At 45.1% G+C, this 18,873-nt stretch carries 14 protein-coding genes; 11 read left to right on the forward strand and 3 right to left on the reverse strand.

Translation table 11 applies throughout. From position 1 onward, the window contains the following. The first annotated feature begins 189 nt into the window (after window positions 1-189). The 8 genes from R7E29_RS01645 (at window position 190) to R7E29_RS01680 (ending at window position 11,513) form a co-directional block, all read left to right on the forward strand. The gene (locus R7E29_RS01645; protein WP_005388291.1) at window positions 190-852 is read left to right on the forward strand and encodes a potassium channel family protein; all 663 of its coding nucleotides are present in this window, start codon (window positions 190-192) and stop codon (window positions 850-852) included. After that, window positions 849-2,216, forward strand: coding sequence for a TrkH family potassium uptake protein (locus R7E29_RS01650; RefSeq protein WP_054576725.1), 1,368 nt, complete (start codon window positions 849-851; stop codon window positions 2,214-2,216). The genes R7E29_RS01645 and R7E29_RS01650 overlap by 4 nt, the downstream gene beginning before the upstream one ends. A gap of 360 nt (window positions 2,217-2,576) precedes the next feature. Further along, window positions 2,577-5,561, forward strand: coding sequence for a M6 family metalloprotease domain-containing protein (locus tag R7E29_RS01655; protein ID WP_196363363.1), 2,985 nt, complete (start codon window positions 2,577-2,579; stop codon window positions 5,559-5,561). 172 nt (window positions 5,562-5,733) lie between these two features. Continuing rightward, on the forward strand, window positions 5,734-6,546 hold the full coding sequence (locus R7E29_RS01660; protein WP_054576726.1) for a hypothetical protein: 813 nt from the start codon (window positions 5,734-5,736) through the stop codon (window positions 6,544-6,546). Window positions 6,547-6,722: 176 nt separating this feature from the next. Continuing rightward, on the forward strand, window positions 6,723-8,192 hold the full coding sequence (locus R7E29_RS01665; protein ID WP_054576727.1) for a protein adenylyltransferase SelO: 1,470 nt from the start codon (window positions 6,723-6,725) through the stop codon (window positions 8,190-8,192). 212 nt (window positions 8,193-8,404) lie between these two features. After that, window positions 8,405-9,403, forward strand: a complete 999-nt coding sequence (locus R7E29_RS01670) for a TRAP transporter substrate-binding protein (RefSeq protein WP_017634784.1) — start codon at window positions 8,405-8,407, stop codon at window positions 9,401-9,403. A gap of 70 nt (window positions 9,404-9,473) precedes the next feature. Next, window positions 9,474-10,148: a TRAP transporter small permease gene (locus R7E29_RS01675; RefSeq protein ID WP_005384308.1), complete on the forward strand. Its 675-nt coding sequence runs from the start codon at window positions 9,474-9,476 to the stop codon at window positions 10,146-10,148. Between the two features lie 3 nt (window positions 10,149-10,151). Beyond that, on the forward strand, window positions 10,152-11,513 hold the full coding sequence (locus tag R7E29_RS01680) for a TRAP transporter large permease (RefSeq protein WP_005382255.1): 1,362 nt from the start codon (window positions 10,152-10,154) through the stop codon (window positions 11,511-11,513). Between the two features lie 33 nt (window positions 11,514-11,546). Here R7E29_RS01680 and R7E29_RS01685 read toward each other — a convergent pair whose 3' ends face one another. The 3 genes from R7E29_RS01685 to R7E29_RS01695 form a co-directional block, all read right to left on the reverse strand. After that, a complete protein-coding gene (locus tag R7E29_RS01685; protein ID WP_021034161.1) occupies window positions 11,547-11,729 on the reverse strand; it encodes a hypothetical protein in 183 nt (60 codons plus the stop codon). A gap of 78 nt (window positions 11,730-11,807) precedes the next feature. Further along, window positions 11,808-13,145: a sigma-54-dependent transcriptional regulator gene (locus R7E29_RS01690; protein WP_017819922.1), complete on the reverse strand. Its 1,338-nt coding sequence runs from the start codon at window positions 13,143-13,145 to the stop codon at window positions 11,808-11,810. Window positions 13,146-13,149: 4 nt separating this feature from the next. Continuing rightward, window positions 13,150-14,955, reverse strand: coding sequence for an ATP-binding protein (locus tag R7E29_RS01695; RefSeq protein ID WP_054576728.1), 1,806 nt, complete (start codon window positions 14,953-14,955; stop codon window positions 13,150-13,152). A 526-nt stretch (window positions 14,956-15,481) separates the two neighbouring features. On the opposite strand from R7E29_RS01695, the gene tig reads away from it, so the two are divergent. From tig to clpX, 3 genes are all read left to right on the forward strand, one after another. Beyond that, entirely contained in the window at window positions 15,482-16,789 is a 1,308-nt protein-coding gene (gene tig / locus R7E29_RS01700) for a trigger factor (protein WP_005382251.1), read from the forward strand. Between the two features lie 105 nt (window positions 16,790-16,894). Further along, window positions 16,895-17,521 (forward strand): ATP-dependent Clp endopeptidase proteolytic subunit ClpP, encoded by a 627-nt coding sequence (clpP, locus tag R7E29_RS01705; RefSeq protein WP_005382347.1) that lies wholly within the window; start codon window positions 16,895-16,897, stop codon window positions 17,519-17,521. A gap of 70 nt (window positions 17,522-17,591) precedes the next feature. Beyond that, window positions 17,592-18,872, forward strand: coding sequence for an ATP-dependent protease ATP-binding subunit ClpX (clpX, locus tag R7E29_RS01710; RefSeq protein ID WP_005382345.1), 1,281 nt, complete (start codon window positions 17,592-17,594; stop codon window positions 18,870-18,872). The last annotated feature ends 1 nt before the right edge of the window (window position 18,873 follow it).

Consider the following 18,873-nt stretch of genomic DNA (forward strand, 5'->3'; position numbering starts at 1 on the left):
ATTATGTAGCCATCGCGACGGTTTCTATTCGGTAATGAGGAAAAAAGTTAATCAGTGTCATACGCTTAACACGTAAAGTGAATCAAGGTGCGTTAAGCTTTTGTCAATTATCTGTCCGCAGGTTTGCACAAGGTAAGGAATGGGCGCAAACTTTTTTGCTTGCTAATGAATGCATAAGATGGGGCACAAATGAAAACAGGTGATAAGCAATTCGCCGTTATTGGTCTTGGCCGATTTGGTTTGGCAGTGTGTAAAGAGTTACAAGATTCAGGCGCTCAAGTTTTAGCCGTTGACATCAACGAAGACAGAGTTAAAGAAGCCGCCAGTTTTGTTAGTCAGGCGGTTGTGGCTAACTGTACTCACGAAGAGACGGTTGCTGAGCTCAAACTTGATGATTACGACATGGTGATGATTGCCATCGGAGCGGATGTCAATGCCAGTATTCTTGCGACATTGATTGCTAAAGAGGCGGGAGTAAAGTCAGTATGGGTTAAAGCCAACGATCGCTTCCAAGCTCGTGTTCTGCAAAAAATTGGCGCAGACCACATTATCATGCCTGAGCGTGACATGGGGATACGTGTCGCGCGTAAAATGCTCGATAAACGGGTTCTTGAGTTCCACCCATTAGGCAGTGGCTTAGCTATGACGGAGTTTGTGATTGGCTCTCGTTGGATGGGTAAGACACTAAGTGATTTGGCTCTGTGCAAAGTCGATGGCGTGCAAGTGCTAGGGTTTAAACGGGGCCCAGAAATTACCAAGGCACCTGACCTTAATACCACACTAGAAATTGGTGACCTAATTATTGTGGTCGGCCCTCAAGATGCGCTCGCAAATAAATTAAAATCGCTATGACGTATTTTCATCAGAAAGGTGTTTTTTACGCACCAGATGGTAAACAAGAGAAAGCGAAAGGCAACGAACCGCGAATTATATTGCTCAGTTTTCTCGGTGTTTTACTGCCTTCTGCGGTATTGCTAACCTTGCCAGTTTTTTCTGTTACGGGCCTGTCGATAACGGATGCTTTGTTTACCGCAACGTCCGCTATTAGTGTGACAGGGCTTGGTGTAGTCGATACTGGGCAACACTTTACGCTTGCGGGTAAAATCTTGCTGATGTTTTTAATGCAAATCGGTGGGTTGGGGCAGATGACGTTGTCGGCGGTCTTACTCTATATGTTCGGCGTGCGTTTGAGTTTGCGTCAACAAGCGCTGGCGAAAGAAGCATTAGGGCAAGATCGGCAAGTCAATCTAAACCGACTAGTAAAGCGGATTGTTGTTTTCGCGCTTGTTGCAGAAACGATCGGGTTTATTTTTCTCTCTATCCGCTGGGTCCCTGAAATGGGCTGGCAGACTGGTATGTTTTACGCCTTGTTTCATGCAATTTCTGCATTTAACAACGCTGGGTTCGCGCTGTTTTCTGACAGTATGATGAGCTTTGTGAATGATCCGTTGGTTATCTTTACACTGGCGGGGCTATTCATTTTTGGCGGGCTTGGTTTTACTGTTGTGGGTGACATCTGGCTAAACTGGCGCAAAGGTTTCCACTTTTTGCATCTTCACACCAAAATCATACTGATTGCGACACCGATATTGCTCTTAGTCGGAACGATGATGTTTTGGTTACTTGAGCGAAGCAACCCAAACACAATGGCGTCTTTACCTGCAACAGGGCAATGGTTGGCGGCATTCTTTCAATCTGCGAGTGCGCGAACGGCAGGGTTTAATAGTGTTGACTTGGCGTTGTTTACCCAGCCGGCCTTACTGGTCATGATTGTTCTGATGTTAATTGGAGCGGGTTCCACCTCAACGGGGGGCGGTATTAAAGTTTCCACATTTGCTGTTGCGTTTATGGCTACGTGGACCTTTTTACGCCAAAAGAAACATGTGGTTATGTTTAAGCGAACCATAAATTGGCAAACTGTGACTAAATCATTGGCAATTATCGTTGTGAGCGGAGCCATCCTGACAAGCGCAATGTTTTTATTGATGCTTACCGAGAAGGCCAGCTTTGATAAAGTTATGTTTGAAACCATTTCCGCATTTGCCACAGTGGGGCTCACCGCCGGTTTGACTGCGGAACTTTCTGAACCTGGTAAATACATTATGATCGTGGTGATGATCATTGGTCGTATTGGGCCGCTCACGCTTGCCTACATGTTGGCACGTCCTGAACCTACCTTGGTCAAATACCCAGAAGACGCCGTTCTTACAGGTTAATATAGCGTTAAACAATGGCCGCGCGACCATTACGAGCATTGATTAATAGCAGTGCTCGTACATTTATAGAATATGTGGAATGTTGCCCAGTTTTACCTATAAATTCGTAGAAGTTCATTTCTTCTTCCTTTCGTTTCGATACTATTCATTCACTCAATTTATATTCTCAGAAGCTACGCTCATAACAGCGTTTTGGAATCCGACGCTTTTGTAGTGTGACACCAAACTACGTCGTGTTATCTGAGCGAATTGATACCAGCCTTCGTCAATAGTCACTCAGTCTTACTCTATGCCCATAGGGTTACTTTGTGTTTGTTGTGCTTGGTATTAATGAACGAATCGAAAAGATGGAGTCGTACTTTGAAATTCAACACACTCGCCATGGCTATGTTAACTGCGCTTCTTGCAGGGAAGAGCATGGCAACTACTCCGCCATCACCGGTTTGGCATACTATTGCGTTGAGTGATGGTAGCTCCAGTGAGGCAATTCTACGTGGAACGGCAGATTTCCACTGGTTTGAAGATAAGCAGGGCAATGCCTTACTTCAGGAAGACGGCGTTTGGTTTTTCGCGCAGATTCAGCGCGAGTCAGGCACGCCAATATTGATCTCGACAGGTGTGGTGAAAACGCAGTCGAGTGAGCCACCTGAGTCGGCGAGGTTTCGCCCGGATTTACAAGTTAAACCGCAATTATCTTCTCTAAAAACCATTGAACCGATGGCACGAAAAAACCTACTGCGTTCGGCGCAAGGTTACCAGGCGATGAGCAGTTCAACGGTGAAGCAGCAGCCCCTATTGGTTGTGCAAGTTTCGTTTGATGACCAAGCAATGGTGCATGATTTTGAGCAACGCGTATTTAATACCAATGGTCAAAGCGTTGTGGATTACTTTGATAAAAACTCTCAAGGTAAATTCAAAGTTGTTCCTGCACTTGAGAGTTACGGCACCGCCAATGACGGTGTGATAGATGTGACTGTGGCACAAAGCCACCCTAACTGTCACTCTAGTTCGACTGATAAAACATGCACCGCCAAGTTGAATGCGGTTTTCACCGAGGCTTATCAAAAACTGGATCCATACTTTAATCTTTCGGTCTACGACAGCAATCAAAATGGTACCGTAGAACCGTCAGAACTCTCTGTCATGTTTATTTTTGCGGGGGGAGATCGTTCAACAGGGGTTCTCAACCGTCCTGCGATTTGGCCGCACAAATTCTCTCACGATGATGTCACACTAGATGGTAAAAAGATCACAGACTATTGTGTGTTCGCTGACTATCAAGTTGATCATCAAGCGACGTTGGGCGTGATCGTACACGAGCTTGGCCACTTAATGCTTGGCTTACCGGATTTGTACGCAAGGAACAGTGATGCCTCGATCGGCTCTTGGGGCGTGATGGGTGGCGGTTCATGGGCGCAGAAACCGGGAGATTCATACGCTGGTGACACTCCGGTGAACATGAGTGCATGGAGCAAACACGCTGCTGGTTTTGTTGTACCAACGGTAACTCATGAAAGTCCAGCGCCTATTTCTGTGAACAACGACGATGTCAAGCTGGTGTATCTCGACCCGTACTTGAAAGAGTTTGGCCCACGTGTTTACTTGGAAAATCGCACCTTTAGCGGTTACGACCGAGCATTGGCGGCTGAAGGTATCCTGGCGACGTCGGTTAATGTCCAGAACCGCTTTAATGATGTTGGCGCGATGCAGGTTCAAATCATGCAGGCTGATGGTCTGAATGAGTTAGAAAATGATGGTAGGAGTGACGCTGACGATTTATACCCTAATGGTGGCGATGTCATTTCAGATACATCGACCCCGGGTCTGAGAGCGATCACAGGGTTTGATACTGGGGTTCGTATTTCCAACATTGCCAGCAACACCAACGGCGGTAGCTTTTCTCTTGAGCATACAAACGAACCAAATAAATCAGCATGGCTGAACTCTCTTCACCAAGGTTATGTGTACGCGAGTGGGAGTAACACTCTGGCGGTGTCACTGGACTTGAATAGTGATACAGAGCTTGATGGTCTTCAACTTTACGCGCAAAGAGATAGCGCTCAAAGTGACATGACTTATCGAGTTTGGCGATTCCCATTTTCTGGAAACATTGGCTATCGATTAATATTGAATCAAAACAACGCTGAGCTTTTACAGCAAGGTAACTTCCAAAAGTCATCTCGAATTTTATTCCCTCAATCAAGCCAATTGAGTGCGGGTCAGCACTTATTGGTTGTTGAATTGGAAGGCGGTCAATTTGATGCAAACTTTGATTTCGGCCGCTTGCTAAAAACTGAAAAAGCCTCCCTACCTGTAATGTGGACTGGTGATTACAGTGAGATTGGCACGTTTGGTCTAGAAAAAGCCGGGTTCTCTTATATTCCGTTTGCAGCATTATTAAATGTGGATGCGAGCAACTTGGTTGAAGCGAAATCTGATTCGTTACAAACCAATAAAAATACGCCAATCAAACTGAACCTGATGGACAATGATTTCATGGCGGTAGGGTATCAGTTCAATGTGGACATTGTGCAGAAGCCTGAGCACGGCACCATCTCTGGCAACCAGTACCAACCTGAAGCTAACTTCGTTGGTCTTGACACTTTCCAATATCGTTTGTTGTCGGTTGATGGTGCGTACTCATCTTCAATCGTGAATGTGCAGGTGGAAGTGCTTGGCAGCAACGAAGCGCCAGTGGCTGTGATTGATATTGATAATAAAGACATGACGGTTGGGCAGCGAGTCACGTTGTCTGCGTTAAATAGTACGGATGCTGATGGTGATGTGTTGAGTTATAAATGGGAGCAGTTGGCTGGCACTTCAGTTTCTCTTGGCAATGCAACCAGTGTTAGCACGAGCTTTACGGTGCCTCAAGGTGCAAAAGCGGGTGAGGTTCTGACATTCCGTTTAACCGTGACTGACCCTAGTAATGAAACGTCCAGTGCTACCGTCGATTTAACCATGAAAAACGCAGTGCCAGTTACGCTCGTAGATACGGCGACCGTTGCCGTTGGTGAAAGTATTCTGATTGATGCAGCGAGCAATGATTCGGATGTGAACGGCGATAAACTGGTTGTAGAAAGCGTACAGAACGTAACGGGTGTGGGAAGTGCGAGTGTAGAGAATGGCAAAATCCGTTTTCAAGCACCGGATAGCCCTACTGACGGCATCAAGCTGCAATATACGGTTTCAGACGGTCATGGTGCCACTGCTACGGGGGAAGTTATCGTGACGGTTGTTGCTTCTTTGAAGACAACGACATTCAAGAACTCAGAAGGTAGCGGCAGTGTTTCTTATTGGGCTTTGATGTTACTTGCAACATTAGGCTGGCGACGTCGCGTCTAAAACGGTATTGAATTGCGGTATAAGCCACTCATATTGAGTGGCTTATTTTTTATCTGATTTATTTTGGTTTCGTTCTCATTGTCTTATGAGATGTGTTTCTCATTATTTTTAAAGCGATTTTTCTACTCTGCGGTTACCCTAGGGGCCGATTTTTATGAACTAAGGATGTTATATGTCTACCGAGGGCTTTTCTGTTTCGGAAATATGCCGAGAAGCGACAGTGATGGTCAGAAGGAATCTACTCGCAATTGTTATTGCTTGTATTCCGTTGATTATCGTGCACTCAATTTTTGCTTTTATGTATCCTGAAATGACGGGGAAAGATCAAGCGAACGTTCAAGAAGGCAATGTCTCAGGATTTTATTTCGTCACAATTATTTTGTACCCACTTGTTGCCGCTATGGCGGCTGTGCGTGTGCATCGAATTTATTTAGCCGGCGATTACATGCACTCTGCGTTGGATGTATTTCGTTTGTCAGCTCGAGAATTCCGTTTCATAGGCTGGTGGATACTGTTTGGACTGATGATGATGCTCGTTATTGGTATCCCGATCTTTGTGTTGTCGTTTATCTACATTGCAGAAAGTGGTGAAGCCGACTTTGTTGCTATGGCTATTATCACAACGATTGCAAGCATTCCCGGCTATTGGGTAATGGCGCGATGGTCATTTGTGTTGCCAGCGACTGCAATGGATCATCAGCCTCGCAGTTTGCGTCGTTCGTGGAACCAGAGCAGAGCATACAACAAACAAGTATTCATTTTGATGGGACTAATTCCATTGGGTGCGGGCTTGCTCAGTCAGCTGATCTTTAGCCACTTTACGAATCTCTTTATGTTGAGCCTCGTCGGTGTGGCCTATGGTATTTTTGGCGCGTACCAGCTGGCATTGTTATCATTGAGCTATAAAACGGTAGTGGATATCGAACGCGCTCGTTTTGATACGCCATCACAGTCACCAAAAACGGGTGAAGAATTTTCCGCTTAACCCTTTGATCGTTTTTACATGCTACCTCCGTTTAGGAGACGGTCTGCGGCAGGTTGATACCTTCCTGCCGCCTTCGCGTTATTCACGCAAAATACCCATGCCCATTTCATGGCTGAATGACAGGGACATTCACACGTATACTCACAACAGTACTTCTTTTTATTAAGGAACCCTACATGTCCATTTGGCAACGGGTCAATTTCACCCATCGCTTTAGTCAATTACCGTCAGCGTTCTATACGTTGGTCGAGCCACAACCCTTGGACAACACTCGCTGGGTCGCTTGGAATGGTGAGTTTGCACAGCAGTTTGGTTTACCAGAAGAGCAAAACGATGAGTTATTGGCGGTTTTTTCTGGGCTAAGTGAATTCGAACAATTTCGTCCTCTTGCGATGAAATATGCAGGCCATCAGTTTGGCGTTTACAACCCAGATTTGGGCGATGGACGTGGATTACTGTTGGCAGAAATTGAGCATCAGGATGGTACTTGGTTTGATCTTCACCTCAAAGGTGCAGGGCTAACGCCTTACTCGCGAATGGGAGATGGGCGAGCGGTATTACGCTCAACTATCCGTGAGTACTTGTGCAGTGAAGCCATGGCGGGCCTTGGGGTTCCCACGACACGTGCTCTCGGTATGATGGTCAGTGATACACCTGTTTATCGAGAAAAAACGGAATCGGGCGCTTTGTTACTTCGAATGGCTGAAACCCATGTTCGATTCGGTCACTTTGAGCATTTCTTTTACACCAACCAGTTAGCAGAGCAGAAGCTGTTGGCGGATAAGGTGATTGAGTGGCACTTTGCTGATTGTGCATCGGCGGAGAAACCATATGCCGCGATGTTTGACGCCATCGTGACTAAAACAGCCGAGATGATCGCATATTGGCAAGCTTTTGGTTTTGCGCATGGTGTGATGAATACCGATAACATGTCAATTCTTGGGCAAACTTTTGATTATGGTCCGTTTGGCTTTCTTGATGATTATGAGCCGGGATACATTTGTAATCATTCAGACTACCAGGGTCGTTACGCATTTGATCAACAGCCTAGAATTGCGCTTTGGAACCTGTCAGCACTGGCGCATGCGCTATCGCCACTCGTTGAACGAGAAGATTTAGAATCGTCGTTGAGTCAATTTGAAGTTCATTTAAGCCAGCAGTTCAGCCGCCTCATGCGTGAGAAGTTGGGCTTAAAAACCAAGATAGCGGAAGATGGGCGTTTGTTTGAAGCTATGTTTGAGCTTCTTCACCAGAACAAAACGGACTACACTCGCTTCTTCAGAACGCTTTCAAACCTTGATAATGCGCCTTCCCAAGCCGTAATCGATTTATTTCTCGACCGAGAAGCTGCGCGAGCTTGGCTTGATCTGTACTTAGCTCGGTGTGAGCTAGAGGTTGATGAACTAGGGGGCCTGATTTCAACCGAACAGCGTTGCAAACAGATGCGTCAGGCCAATCCCAAATACATCTTGCGTAACTACTTGGCTCAGTTGGCGATTGATAAAGCGGAAGAAGGGGACTTTAGCGAATTACACCGATTGGTCGAACTGTTAAAACGCCCATTTGATGAGCAACCCGAGTTTGATGACTATGCGAAATTGCCACCGGAATGGGGGAAGAAAATGGAGATAAGCTGTTCTTCATAAGTGGGTCATTTTCCACCCATTTGTATCTTTTTCTTGGGTGGAATTCACTCGTTACACTTCGGATTTATGTTAATGGACTGTGTTAATTTATTGAAATGCATATAAATTTTAACATGGTCCATTAATTGCTCTTTGTTGAACATCCGTACCCATCGCCTAACACCTAGTTACTCATGGACGGGATGGGATGTGATTCAACAAGGAGAATAATAATGTTTAAGCCTCTAACTCTACTATCTGTCTCTGCACTTGCTGTTACCAGTTTTAATGCTGCCGCAAATTGTGACCCGGGTGAAACGGTCATCAAGTTTAGCCATGTAACGAATGCGGACAAACACCCTAAAGGCATCGCGGCTTCGTTACTTGAAAAGCGCGTCAACGAAGAGATGAACGGTAAAGTCTGTATGCAGGTGTTTCCTAACTCAACACTTTATGATGATGATAAAGTGTTGGAAGCGCTACTGAATGGTGATGTTCAACTCGCTGCTCCTTCTCTTTCTAAGTTTGAGAAATTCACCAAGAAGTACCGCCTTTTCGATCTCCCTTTCTTGTTCGATGATGTCGACGCGGTTGACCGTTTCCAAAACTCGGAAGCGGGTGAAAAGCTGAAAAACTCAATGAAACGTCGTGGCCTACAAGGCATTGCGTTTTGGCATAACGGCATGAAGCAAATGTCAGCCAACAAGCCGCTCATTTCTCCAACTGATGCTGAAGGACTTAAGTTCCGTGTTCAAGCCTCTGATGTACTCGTTGCTCAGTTTGAGCAGCTAGGTGCTAACCCACAAAAAATGTCGTTCAAAGAAGTTTACGGCGGCTTGCAAACTAAGGTTATTGATGGTCAAGAAAATACTTGGTCAAACATTTACGGCAAAAAATTCTTCGAAGTTCAAGATGGCATTACGGAAACGAACCACGGAATTCTGGATTACTTAGTTGTGACGTCAAACGACTTCTGGAAAAACTTACCAGATGATCAGCGCGAGCAGTTAAACACCATTATTCAAGAGGTAACTGCGCAGCGTAATGCTGAGTCAACCAAAGTAAACCTTGCGAATAAGAACAATATCATCGAAGCAGGTGGTGTGGTTCGTACTCTAACGCCAGAACAGCGCCAAGAATGGGTCACTGCACTTCAACCAGTATGGAAGAAGTTCGAAAAAGACATTGGTTCTGACCTAATCGAAGCCGCTTTGGCGTCTAACCAAAAATAATAACACCTAGCACATTTAGCCCTCTCAAACTGAGGGGGCTCTTTCCCCCTACAGACGACGTGATGTAATTATGGAACAGACTTTTTTTGCCAAGGCTGGACGAATCACCGATGCCATTGAAGAGACTTTGATTGCTTTCTTCTTGGGTGCCATGACCTTGCTGACCTTTGCCAATGTCATCTTTCGTTATGTCTTTAACGACAATATTCTTTGGGCGCTTGAGCTCACCGTTTTCATGTTCGCATGGATGGTGTTGGTTGGCGCATCTTATGGTGTGAAAAAACACTTTCATATTGGTGTCGATGTCATTATTAACATCGTTCCGGAAGGTAAACGAAAAGCCCTGGCGCTTTTTGCTGCAATGTGTTGCTTAGCCTTCTCTATTTTGCTGTTAATTGGCGCTTGGAACTACTGGTATCCGTTCGCTACTGACCGAGCGTGGTATGAAACGGACGATATTCCGATGCCTGAAATACTCCAGTTCATGGCCGACTGGTTAAATGAGGGAGAGCGTTATGAAAAGCTGCCACGTTTTATTCCTTACTTCGCTTTGCCACTTGGAATGGCGCTACTAACGTTTAGATTTGTTCAAGTCACGTGGCAAATCGCTACTGGTAAGCTCGATCGCTTGATTGCAGGACATGAAGCGGAGGAAGAGCTCGAATCTCTTAAAGCTGAGATGAGTGACGCTGAAGACGTAATGGCTCCAAAGGCCTCGCAAGACGCTAAAAACAAGGAGCAATAAGCCATGGATATCTTATTTCTATTTTTGATGGTAATTGGCTTTATGCTGGTTGGCGTGCCAATTGCTATTTCGCTGGGTCTTTCCAGTGTTCTTTTCCTTTTAATGCATTCGGATGCCTCTTTAGCGTCAGTTGCTCAAACGCTGTTTAATGCATTCGCGGGCCACTACACGCTATTGGCTATTCCATTCTTTATATTGGCTTCAAGCTTTATGTCGACGGGTGGCGTAGCAAAGCGGATAATTCGTTTCGCCATTGCCATTGTAGGCTGGTTCCGCGGCGGTTTGGCGATGGCTTCGGTTGTCGCGTGTATGATGTTTGCCGCGTTGTCAGGTTCCTCACCTGCAACGGTTGTTGCCATAGGTAGTATTGTTATCGCAGGTATGATCAAAAACGGTTACTCAAAAGAGTTTGCCTCTGGGGTAATTTGTAACGCAGGTACGCTAGGGATTTTGATCCCACCTTCGATTGTGATGGTGGTGTATGCAGCCGCAACGGATGTGTCAGTTGGACGTATGTTCCTTGGTGGTGTGATTCCCGGTTTGCTGGCGGGTGTCATGTTGATGATCGCGATTTACATTGCCGCGAGAATCAAGAACCTTCCAAAGCAACCTTTTGTCGGTTGGAAAGAAACTTTTGATGCCGCCAAGGATGCAAGCTGGGGCTTGTTGTTGGTCGTCATCATTCTTGGTGGTATCTATGGCGGTATCTTTACGCCGACAGAAGCCGCTGCGGTTGCTGCTGTGTACTCATTCTTTATTGCTAACTTTGTATACAAAGACATGGGGCCATTTGCAGACAAGAAAAACACTAAACCTGCGCTCGTTAAAATCTTCCAAACCTTTGTTCATAAAGACACGAAACACACCCTGTATGAAGCGGGCAAACTCACCATCATGCTGCTGTTCATCATTGCTAATGCCTTAATTTTGAAGCATGTTTTAACGGAAGAACGCATCCCGCAAATGATCACCGAGTCGATGCTCTCGGCTGGTCTCGGACCAATCACTTTTTTGATTGTGGTGAACGTCTTGTTGCTGATTGGTGGTCAGTTCATGGAGCCATCAGGCTTGTTGATCATTGTTGCGCCGCTCGTGTTCCCAATTGCGATTGCATTAGGTATAGACCCAATTCATTTGGGCATAATGATGGTGGTGAATATGGAGATAGGAATGATAACGCCGCCCGTGGGTCTTAACTTATTTGTGACCGCTGGTGTTGCCAAAATGTCGATGATGAACGTAGTGAAGGCAGCATTACCCTGGGTTGGAGTGATGTTCTTGTTCCTAATTATCGTCACATATGTACCATGGGTTTCGACTTGGTTGCCTACTACCTTGATGGGGCCGGAGATCATTACCAAGTAATGGAAGCCAGAAAGTAGAAAGAGGTGTGAGAATTCACACCTCTTCGTCTATTGACTTGTAACAAGTTTTGCGCGGGTCTGAATTAATTCGACGTTCATAGTGTCGCCACCTCTTTTTATTTTTACGACGCTCTTCACCGAATCTTCTCTCTTCTTGATAGCAACCGTCTACGAGCACGGTATCTGTAACAATCGGTATTCTCACTTTTTCGTTCATATCTATAACAACCATGATAAACCCGTTGTTAAAAATTATGATTCAAGTTGAACATAATGCCAGCTATTTGAACGTGTTTTATTTGTAAAGGTCTTTATTTATTTGGTAGCGCTGCATCTTGTCGTAAAGGGTTTTTCTTGGCACATTCAATTGGCACATTGTCTGTTTAATACTACCGTTGTTTTCTAATAAAGCGCCTTCAATGGCTGCTCTCTCAAACTCCGCCACTTGCTCTGCAAGGCTTGAGGAAGACTTAGCGACTGGGTTTGATTCTCCCAACTGAATTAACTTACCCAATAGCACAAAACGCTCTGCAGCATTTCTGAGTTCTCGAACATTGCCAGGCCAGTCATGGCTCATCAGTTGCGCTAGATCTTGGGGTGACAAGCTAGGTGAGCTTTTGCCATAACGTGAAGCTGCTACCAACAGAAAGTGGTGAAAGAGGGCTGGAATGTCTTCTTTTCGTTCGCGTAGTGGCGGGAGATCCAAGGTCACGACATTGAGCCGATAATAGAGATCCTGACGGAAAGTACCTTCTTCAGCTGCGTGTTTTAAATCGACCTTTGTTGCGGCAATCACTCGAATATCTAAAGGCAATAATTCATTTGAACCGACACGCTCAATCACGCGCTCTTGTAATACCCTCAATAAACGAATTTGGGCTTGGATAGGCATCGACTCGATCTCATCCAAGAAAAGTGTGCCGCCTTGTGCAAACTCAAATTTACCGATACGACGGCTTTCGGCGCCAGTGAATGCGCCTTTTTCATGGCCGTAGAGTTCACTCTCAATTAAGTTCTCTGGAACCGCTCCACAATTTACGGCGACAAAGTTTTGGTTCCGGCGAGAGCTTTGCTCATGTAAAGAACGAGCGATTAACTCTTTCCCTGTACCGGTTTCACCAAACAATAAAATATCGGCGTCGGTATCGGCGATTTGGGTGATGGTCTCTCGTAATATTTGGATGCTAGAGGTTTCACCAATAACTCGTGGACCAAGGGTTTTACTGGCTTTAAGTGACAGGCGCAGTTTTTCATTTTCATTGGTTAGTTTGCGCTTCTCAATCGCCCGCTTAACCGTTTCAACCAAATGCTCTGGCGCAAAAGGTTTCTCAATAAAGTCGTAAGCGCCTTGATGAAGGGCTTGCACTGCCATGGAAATATCACCGTGTCCAGTGATCATGATGACGGGTAAGTTTGCATCGCGTTGAGTCAAAGTTGTTAGCATATCCATACCAGAAATGCCCGGTAAACAGATATCAGTGACCACGACGCCAGCTTCTTCTCCTTGCTGCATCGCTATTAAAGCCGATTCTGCATCCACAAAAAACTTGGCGTCGATATCCGCAAGTTCAAAGGTCTGTTCTATAGCGAGTCTGAGATCGGCCTCATCATCAATAAAAAACACCTGACACATGATCTTATCCTTTTGATGGTTCAGTGTTGTAAGAAGTGATAGGTAAACACAATGAGAATCGAGCGCCGCCTTGTTCTCGATTATGGGCACATAATTTTCCATTCATACTGGCTAAGATTTGTTGCGAGATAGAGAGACCCAAACCTAAACCGTTCAGTTTAGTGGTTAGAAACGGCTCACATAAATCAGAAAGTGAGAAAGAGCCAAGTCCTGGGCCATTATCATCAACATGAATCCAAACCAAATCAGTGTGCTCATCGTGTTCTACAGATAATTCTACCTGTTTGTCTTGTTGCTCTTTGAGTGCTTCTATCGCATTAGTCAGTAAATTGACCAACACTTGCTCCAGTTGAATAATATTGATCTGCACTTCAACATCATGCTCTGGCAAATTTGTTTCTAACGTGACGCGCCCTGATTTAAATGCGGGCTTCATCAGTTCTTTTACAGAGGCAATAACAGGGAACAGTCGAGATTGAGCCAACTCGTCACCACTGGTTTTTTTGGCGAAAGAGCGAAGTTGCTGACTGATATTTGCCATACGGTCAGTGAGAGCAGAAATGCGAGTGAGATTATCTTTCACTCGCTCATATTTTTCTTTTTTTAGAAACAGCTTGCCGTTCTCCGCAAAGCTACGAATTGCCGCAAGTGGATTATTCAGTTCATGGCTGATACTGGCCGACATTTGTCCTAACACCGCGAGTTTCGCTGCTTGCACCAATTCGTCTTGAGTAACGCGTAAAGTTTGCTCGGTATCGATACGCTGTGCGATCTCCGCTTGCAACTCGGCAGTCCGTGCCATGACTTGATATTCCAACTTTTGATTGGCTTCTTGTTGAATTCGTTCAATTTGCAAGTGACGCTGTTGACGGTGATAAATAAGCTGACCAATTAAAAACAAAACCATGAATGCTAGAGTGAGTACAAAGATGTAACCCATGGTGAACCAAACGATCGACTGTTTAGGAGACAGCACACGAATAGTCAGTTTGAGTTCGGGTAGGGGCAGCGAAGAGACCACCAAGGTTCCTTTATTGTATGGGTAACCCTGTTTAAGCTCAGAATGCACCTCGTCCAAACTACCCACTAATCCAAGCGTTTCAATTGGCGCATCAAGATATTGTTGGCTTGCCCAAACTTGCTTTTTCTCTTTTTTTGTCAGTGGCTGTAAGCTTTTGAGTAGCCATTCACTTCGGCTACTCATGAAAACAATTCCGTATGGGTCGCTGGCGACAAAAACACTGTTAGGTTGCTGCCAGTTGTCCTCTATCTTACTTAGGTCCATCTTCACCACGACGACACCAAGTACACCGCCAGCGTATACGATGGGATAAGAATAGTAGTAGCCACGTTTACCAGATGTTGAGCCCAGTGCGTAGTATTGGCTTCGTTTACCTACAATGGCTTGTTTGAAATAAGGTCGAAATGCAAAATTTCGCCCGATAAAGGAGCGCTCTTTACGCCAGTTGCTGGCCGCGATCGTTGTACCCCATTGATCGATTAAGTAGGTGTCCGCTGCTTCAATCACGCCATTAACGGATTCTAAATACCGATTAGTGATTTCCAGTTGCGCACTGTTGTTGGGGTGCAGAAGGGCTTGATAAAGTGGATCATCTTTAGCGAGAAGATTTGGGATATGGGCGTACTTATCGAGTTTATTTTTTATATGGCCAGAAAATTGCTCCAGCTGTGATTGGTGTTTATCAAGTAGAGATTGATAACTGGTCTGCCAAACCCAATGGCCACCGATAATTGCGGACAGGAAATAGAAAGCAAAAAATGTCAGCAGAATCCGTTTTTTTTGCGACATCCTTACACTCCTTACAACTTCCTTTGGTCACGTAAGAAAATGTTAATAGTTTGTAGGAAGGATTAGGGATTTAGTTTTCAACTCTGTGGAGTAAAACAAGAGCAAGATCTCTTTTTAGGCTTTTCGATAAAAAAACCGGTCGATTCTCTTGAAAAAGTCGCTATTGTCCCCATTCTAGATATGCTGGCGATGCTTAGACGGTGTCTGAATCGCATTTTTGAAGAAAAAATGGGTCAGCATTCGAGAATTTAGCGCAGACAATGTCCACATAGTGGCTATTGGCTCGACAGGGTTGCGACAGATCGCTAGAATGTCGCGTCTAAAAATTCTGTCCTGAGGCTAATAGGAGATACCTTTGGTTATTTTATCGAAGATATCACTGATTAGTCCGGTACTGACAACCAGTATCGATACTCGATTTTAAATTAGGTGTTCGGACAGAACACTACACAAGGATGAAGCGTAAGCTCCTCTGAGTTTCGCTCATACGCTCGGAAAACCGAGCCACTTTAGAGGTTTATATATAATGCAAGTTACTGTTGAAACGCTAGAGGGCCTAGAGCGCCGTCTAAACATTACTGTTCCAGCTGCAAACATTGAAGACGCTGTAACAGCTGAACTACGCAACATCGCTAAAAACCGTCGTTTCGATGGTTTCCGTAAGGGTAAAGTGCCTCTAAAAATGGTTGCTAAGATGTACGGCAAAGCAGTACGTCAAGACGTTCTTGGTGAAGTAATGCAACGCCACTTCATCGAAGCTATCGTTAAAGAGAAAATCAACCCAGCTGGCGCTCCAACTTTCGCTCCTGTAGAGAACAAAGAAGGTTCAGACCTAGTTTTCACTGCAACTTTTGAAGTTTACCCAGAAGTTGAGCTTAAAGGCCTAGAGAGCATCACTGTTGAAAAACCACTAACAGAAGTTAAAGATGCAGACGTAGAAGAGATGATCGATACTCTACGTAAGCAACAAGCAACTTGGGTTGAAGTTGAAGAAGCAGCAGAAGATGGCAAACGCGTAAGCATCGACTTCGTTGGTTCTATCGACGGTGAAGAGTTCGAAGGCGGTAAAGCTGAGAACTTCCCTCTAGAAATGGGTGCTGGTCGCATGATCCCTGGTTTCGAAGACGGTATCGCAGGTAAAACTGCTGGTATGGAATTCGACATCGACGTGACTTTCCCAGAAGATTACCACGCTGAAAACCTAAAAGGTAAAGCAGCTAAGTTCGCAATCAAAGTGAACAAAGTTGAAGCTCGTGAACTTCCAGAACTAAACGACGAGTTCGTTGCTAAGTTCGGTGTTGTTGAAGGTGGTGTTGAAGCACTTAAAGCTGAAGTTCGTAAGAACATGGAACGTGAACTTAAGCAAGCTGTTAAGAACCGCATCAAAGAGCAAGCGATTGACGGTCTAGTTGAGCAAAACGACATCAACGTACCATCAGCGCTTATCGAGCAAGAAATCCAAGTTCTACGTCAACAAGCTGCACAACGCTTCGGTGGTAACCCAGAAGCTGCTGCTCAGCTTCCACGTGAACTGTTCGAAGAACAAGCTAAACGTCGCGTAGTTGTTGGTCTTCTACTAGGTGAAGTAATCAAATCTGAAGAGCTAAAAGCGGACGACGAGAAAGTTAAAGCTCTAATCGAAGAAATGGCTACTGCATACGAAGATCCATCAGAAGTTATTGCTTACTACGAGCAAAACGAAGAAATGATGAACAACATGCGCAACGTAGCTCTAGAAGAGCAAGCAATCGACGCGATCATCGCTAAAGCACAGGTTTCTGAGAAAGAAGTAGGCTTCAACGAGCTACTTAACCAACAACAACCTGCTGCTTAATAAGCAATATCTTGCGTAGAAGGTTGACTTAACGTTAACTATTCTGCTAACAATGGTCCGTATGATAGTCATCATCCGGGCCATTTATTTTAGGGACATAAGAATATGAGCTACCAAGAAAAAAATGCAATGTCGCCAATTATGGACGCGCTAGTACCAATGGTGGTTGAACAAACTTCCCGAGGCGAACGCTCTTACGACATCTACTCACGTCTGCTGAAAGAGCGCGTGATTTTTTTAACGGGTCAAGTGGAAGACCACATGGCAAACCTTGTCGTGGCTCAGCTACTTTTCCTAGAATCTGAAAATCCAGATAAAGATATTTTCCTATACATCAACTCGCCAGGCGGCAGCGTAACAGCTGGTATGTCTATTTACGATACCATGCAGTTCATTAAGCCAAATGTCAGCACTGTGTGTATGGGTCAAGCATGTTCAATGGGTGCCTTCCTGCTTGCAGGTGGTGCGCCAGGTAAGCGTTACGTACTGCCTAACTCTCGTGTAATGATCCACCAACCATTGGGTGGTTTCCAGGGTCAAGCTTCTGATATCCAAATCCATGCTCAGGAAATCCTGACGATTAAACAGAAGCTAAACAAGTTGTTAGCAGAACATACAGGCCAACCTCTTGAAGTCATTGAGCGCGATACTGATCGTGATAACTTCATGTCATCAGAGCAGGCTGTGGAATACGGTATCGTGGATGCAGTGTTAAGCCACCGTGGCGAGTAATTAGCCAGCGCATTTTGGCAAAAATTGATATACACTCATTCATGAAGAGTAAAGGCTAAGAGGTTAGCGAATGACAGATAAAAGCAAAGAAAGTGGCAGCGGTAAATTGCTGTACTGTTCTTTCTGCGGCAAAAGTCAGCACGAAGTTCGCAAGCTAATCGCAGGTCCGTCAGTGTACATTTGCGACGAGTGTGTCGACTTATGTAACGATATTATTCGCGAAGAAATCAAGGATGTTCTCCCTAAGAAAGAATCTGAAGCGTTACCAACGCCAAAACAGATCCGTGAACACCTTGATGACTATGTGATCGGGCAAGATTACGCGAAAAAAGTGCTCGCAGTTGCGGTATATAACCACTACAAGCGTTTACGCAATGGTGATACAACGAGCGAAGGTGTGGAGCTTGGTAAGAGTAACATCCTTCTAATTGGTCCTACAGGTAGTGGTAAAACACTACTTGCGGAGACATTAGCTCGATTCTTGGATGTGCCATTTACAATGGCAGACGCGACGACACTAACCGAAGCCGGTTACGTAGGTGAAGACGTTGAAAACATCATCCAAAAGCTTCTGCAAAAATGTGATTACGATGTAGCTAAAGCGGAACGCGGCATCGTTTACATTGATGAAATTGATAAGATTTCACGCAAAGCTGAAAACCCATCTATTACGCGTGACGTATCTGGTGAAGGTGTTCAGCAGGCGCTACTAAAACTTATCGAAGGTACGGTTGCATCGGTTCCACCTCAAGGTGGTCGTAAGCATCCTCAGCAAGAATTCCTACAAGTGGACACATCTAAGATCCTGTTCATTTGTGGTGGTGCTTTTGCTGGCTTAGACAAGGTGATTGAGCAGCGTGTTGCAACAGGTACAGGTATTGGCTTTGGTGCTGAAGTTCGTTCGAAGAATGAATCGAAGACGGTAGGTGAGCTATTTACTCAAGTTGAACCTGAAGACTTAGTGAAGTACGGCCTCATTCCAGAATTCATTGGTCGTCTACCTGTAACAACAACACTGACTGAGCTTGATGAAGAAGCGTTGATTCAGATCCTATGTGAACCGAAGAACGCACTGACCAAGCAATATGCAGCATTGTTTGAGCTAGAAAACGCCGAACTTGAATTCCGTGAAGATGCGCTGCGCGCTATCGCGAAAAAAGCAATGGAGCGTAAAACAGGTGCTCGTGGCTTACGCTCGATTCTTGAAGGCGTGCTACTTGAAACCATGTACGAATTACCATCTGCAACAGACGTTAGTAAAGTCGTGATTGATGAGTCCGTCATTAATGGCGAGTCAGAGCCACTGCTTATTTACAGTAACGCAGACAATCAGGCAGCTGGAGCAGAGTAAA

The sequence above is a fragment of the Vibrio sp. Vb1729 genome, from assembly GCF_033338655.1.
GTDB classification, from domain to species: domain Bacteria; phylum Pseudomonadota; class Gammaproteobacteria; order Enterobacterales; family Vibrionaceae; genus Vibrio; species Vibrio alginolyticus.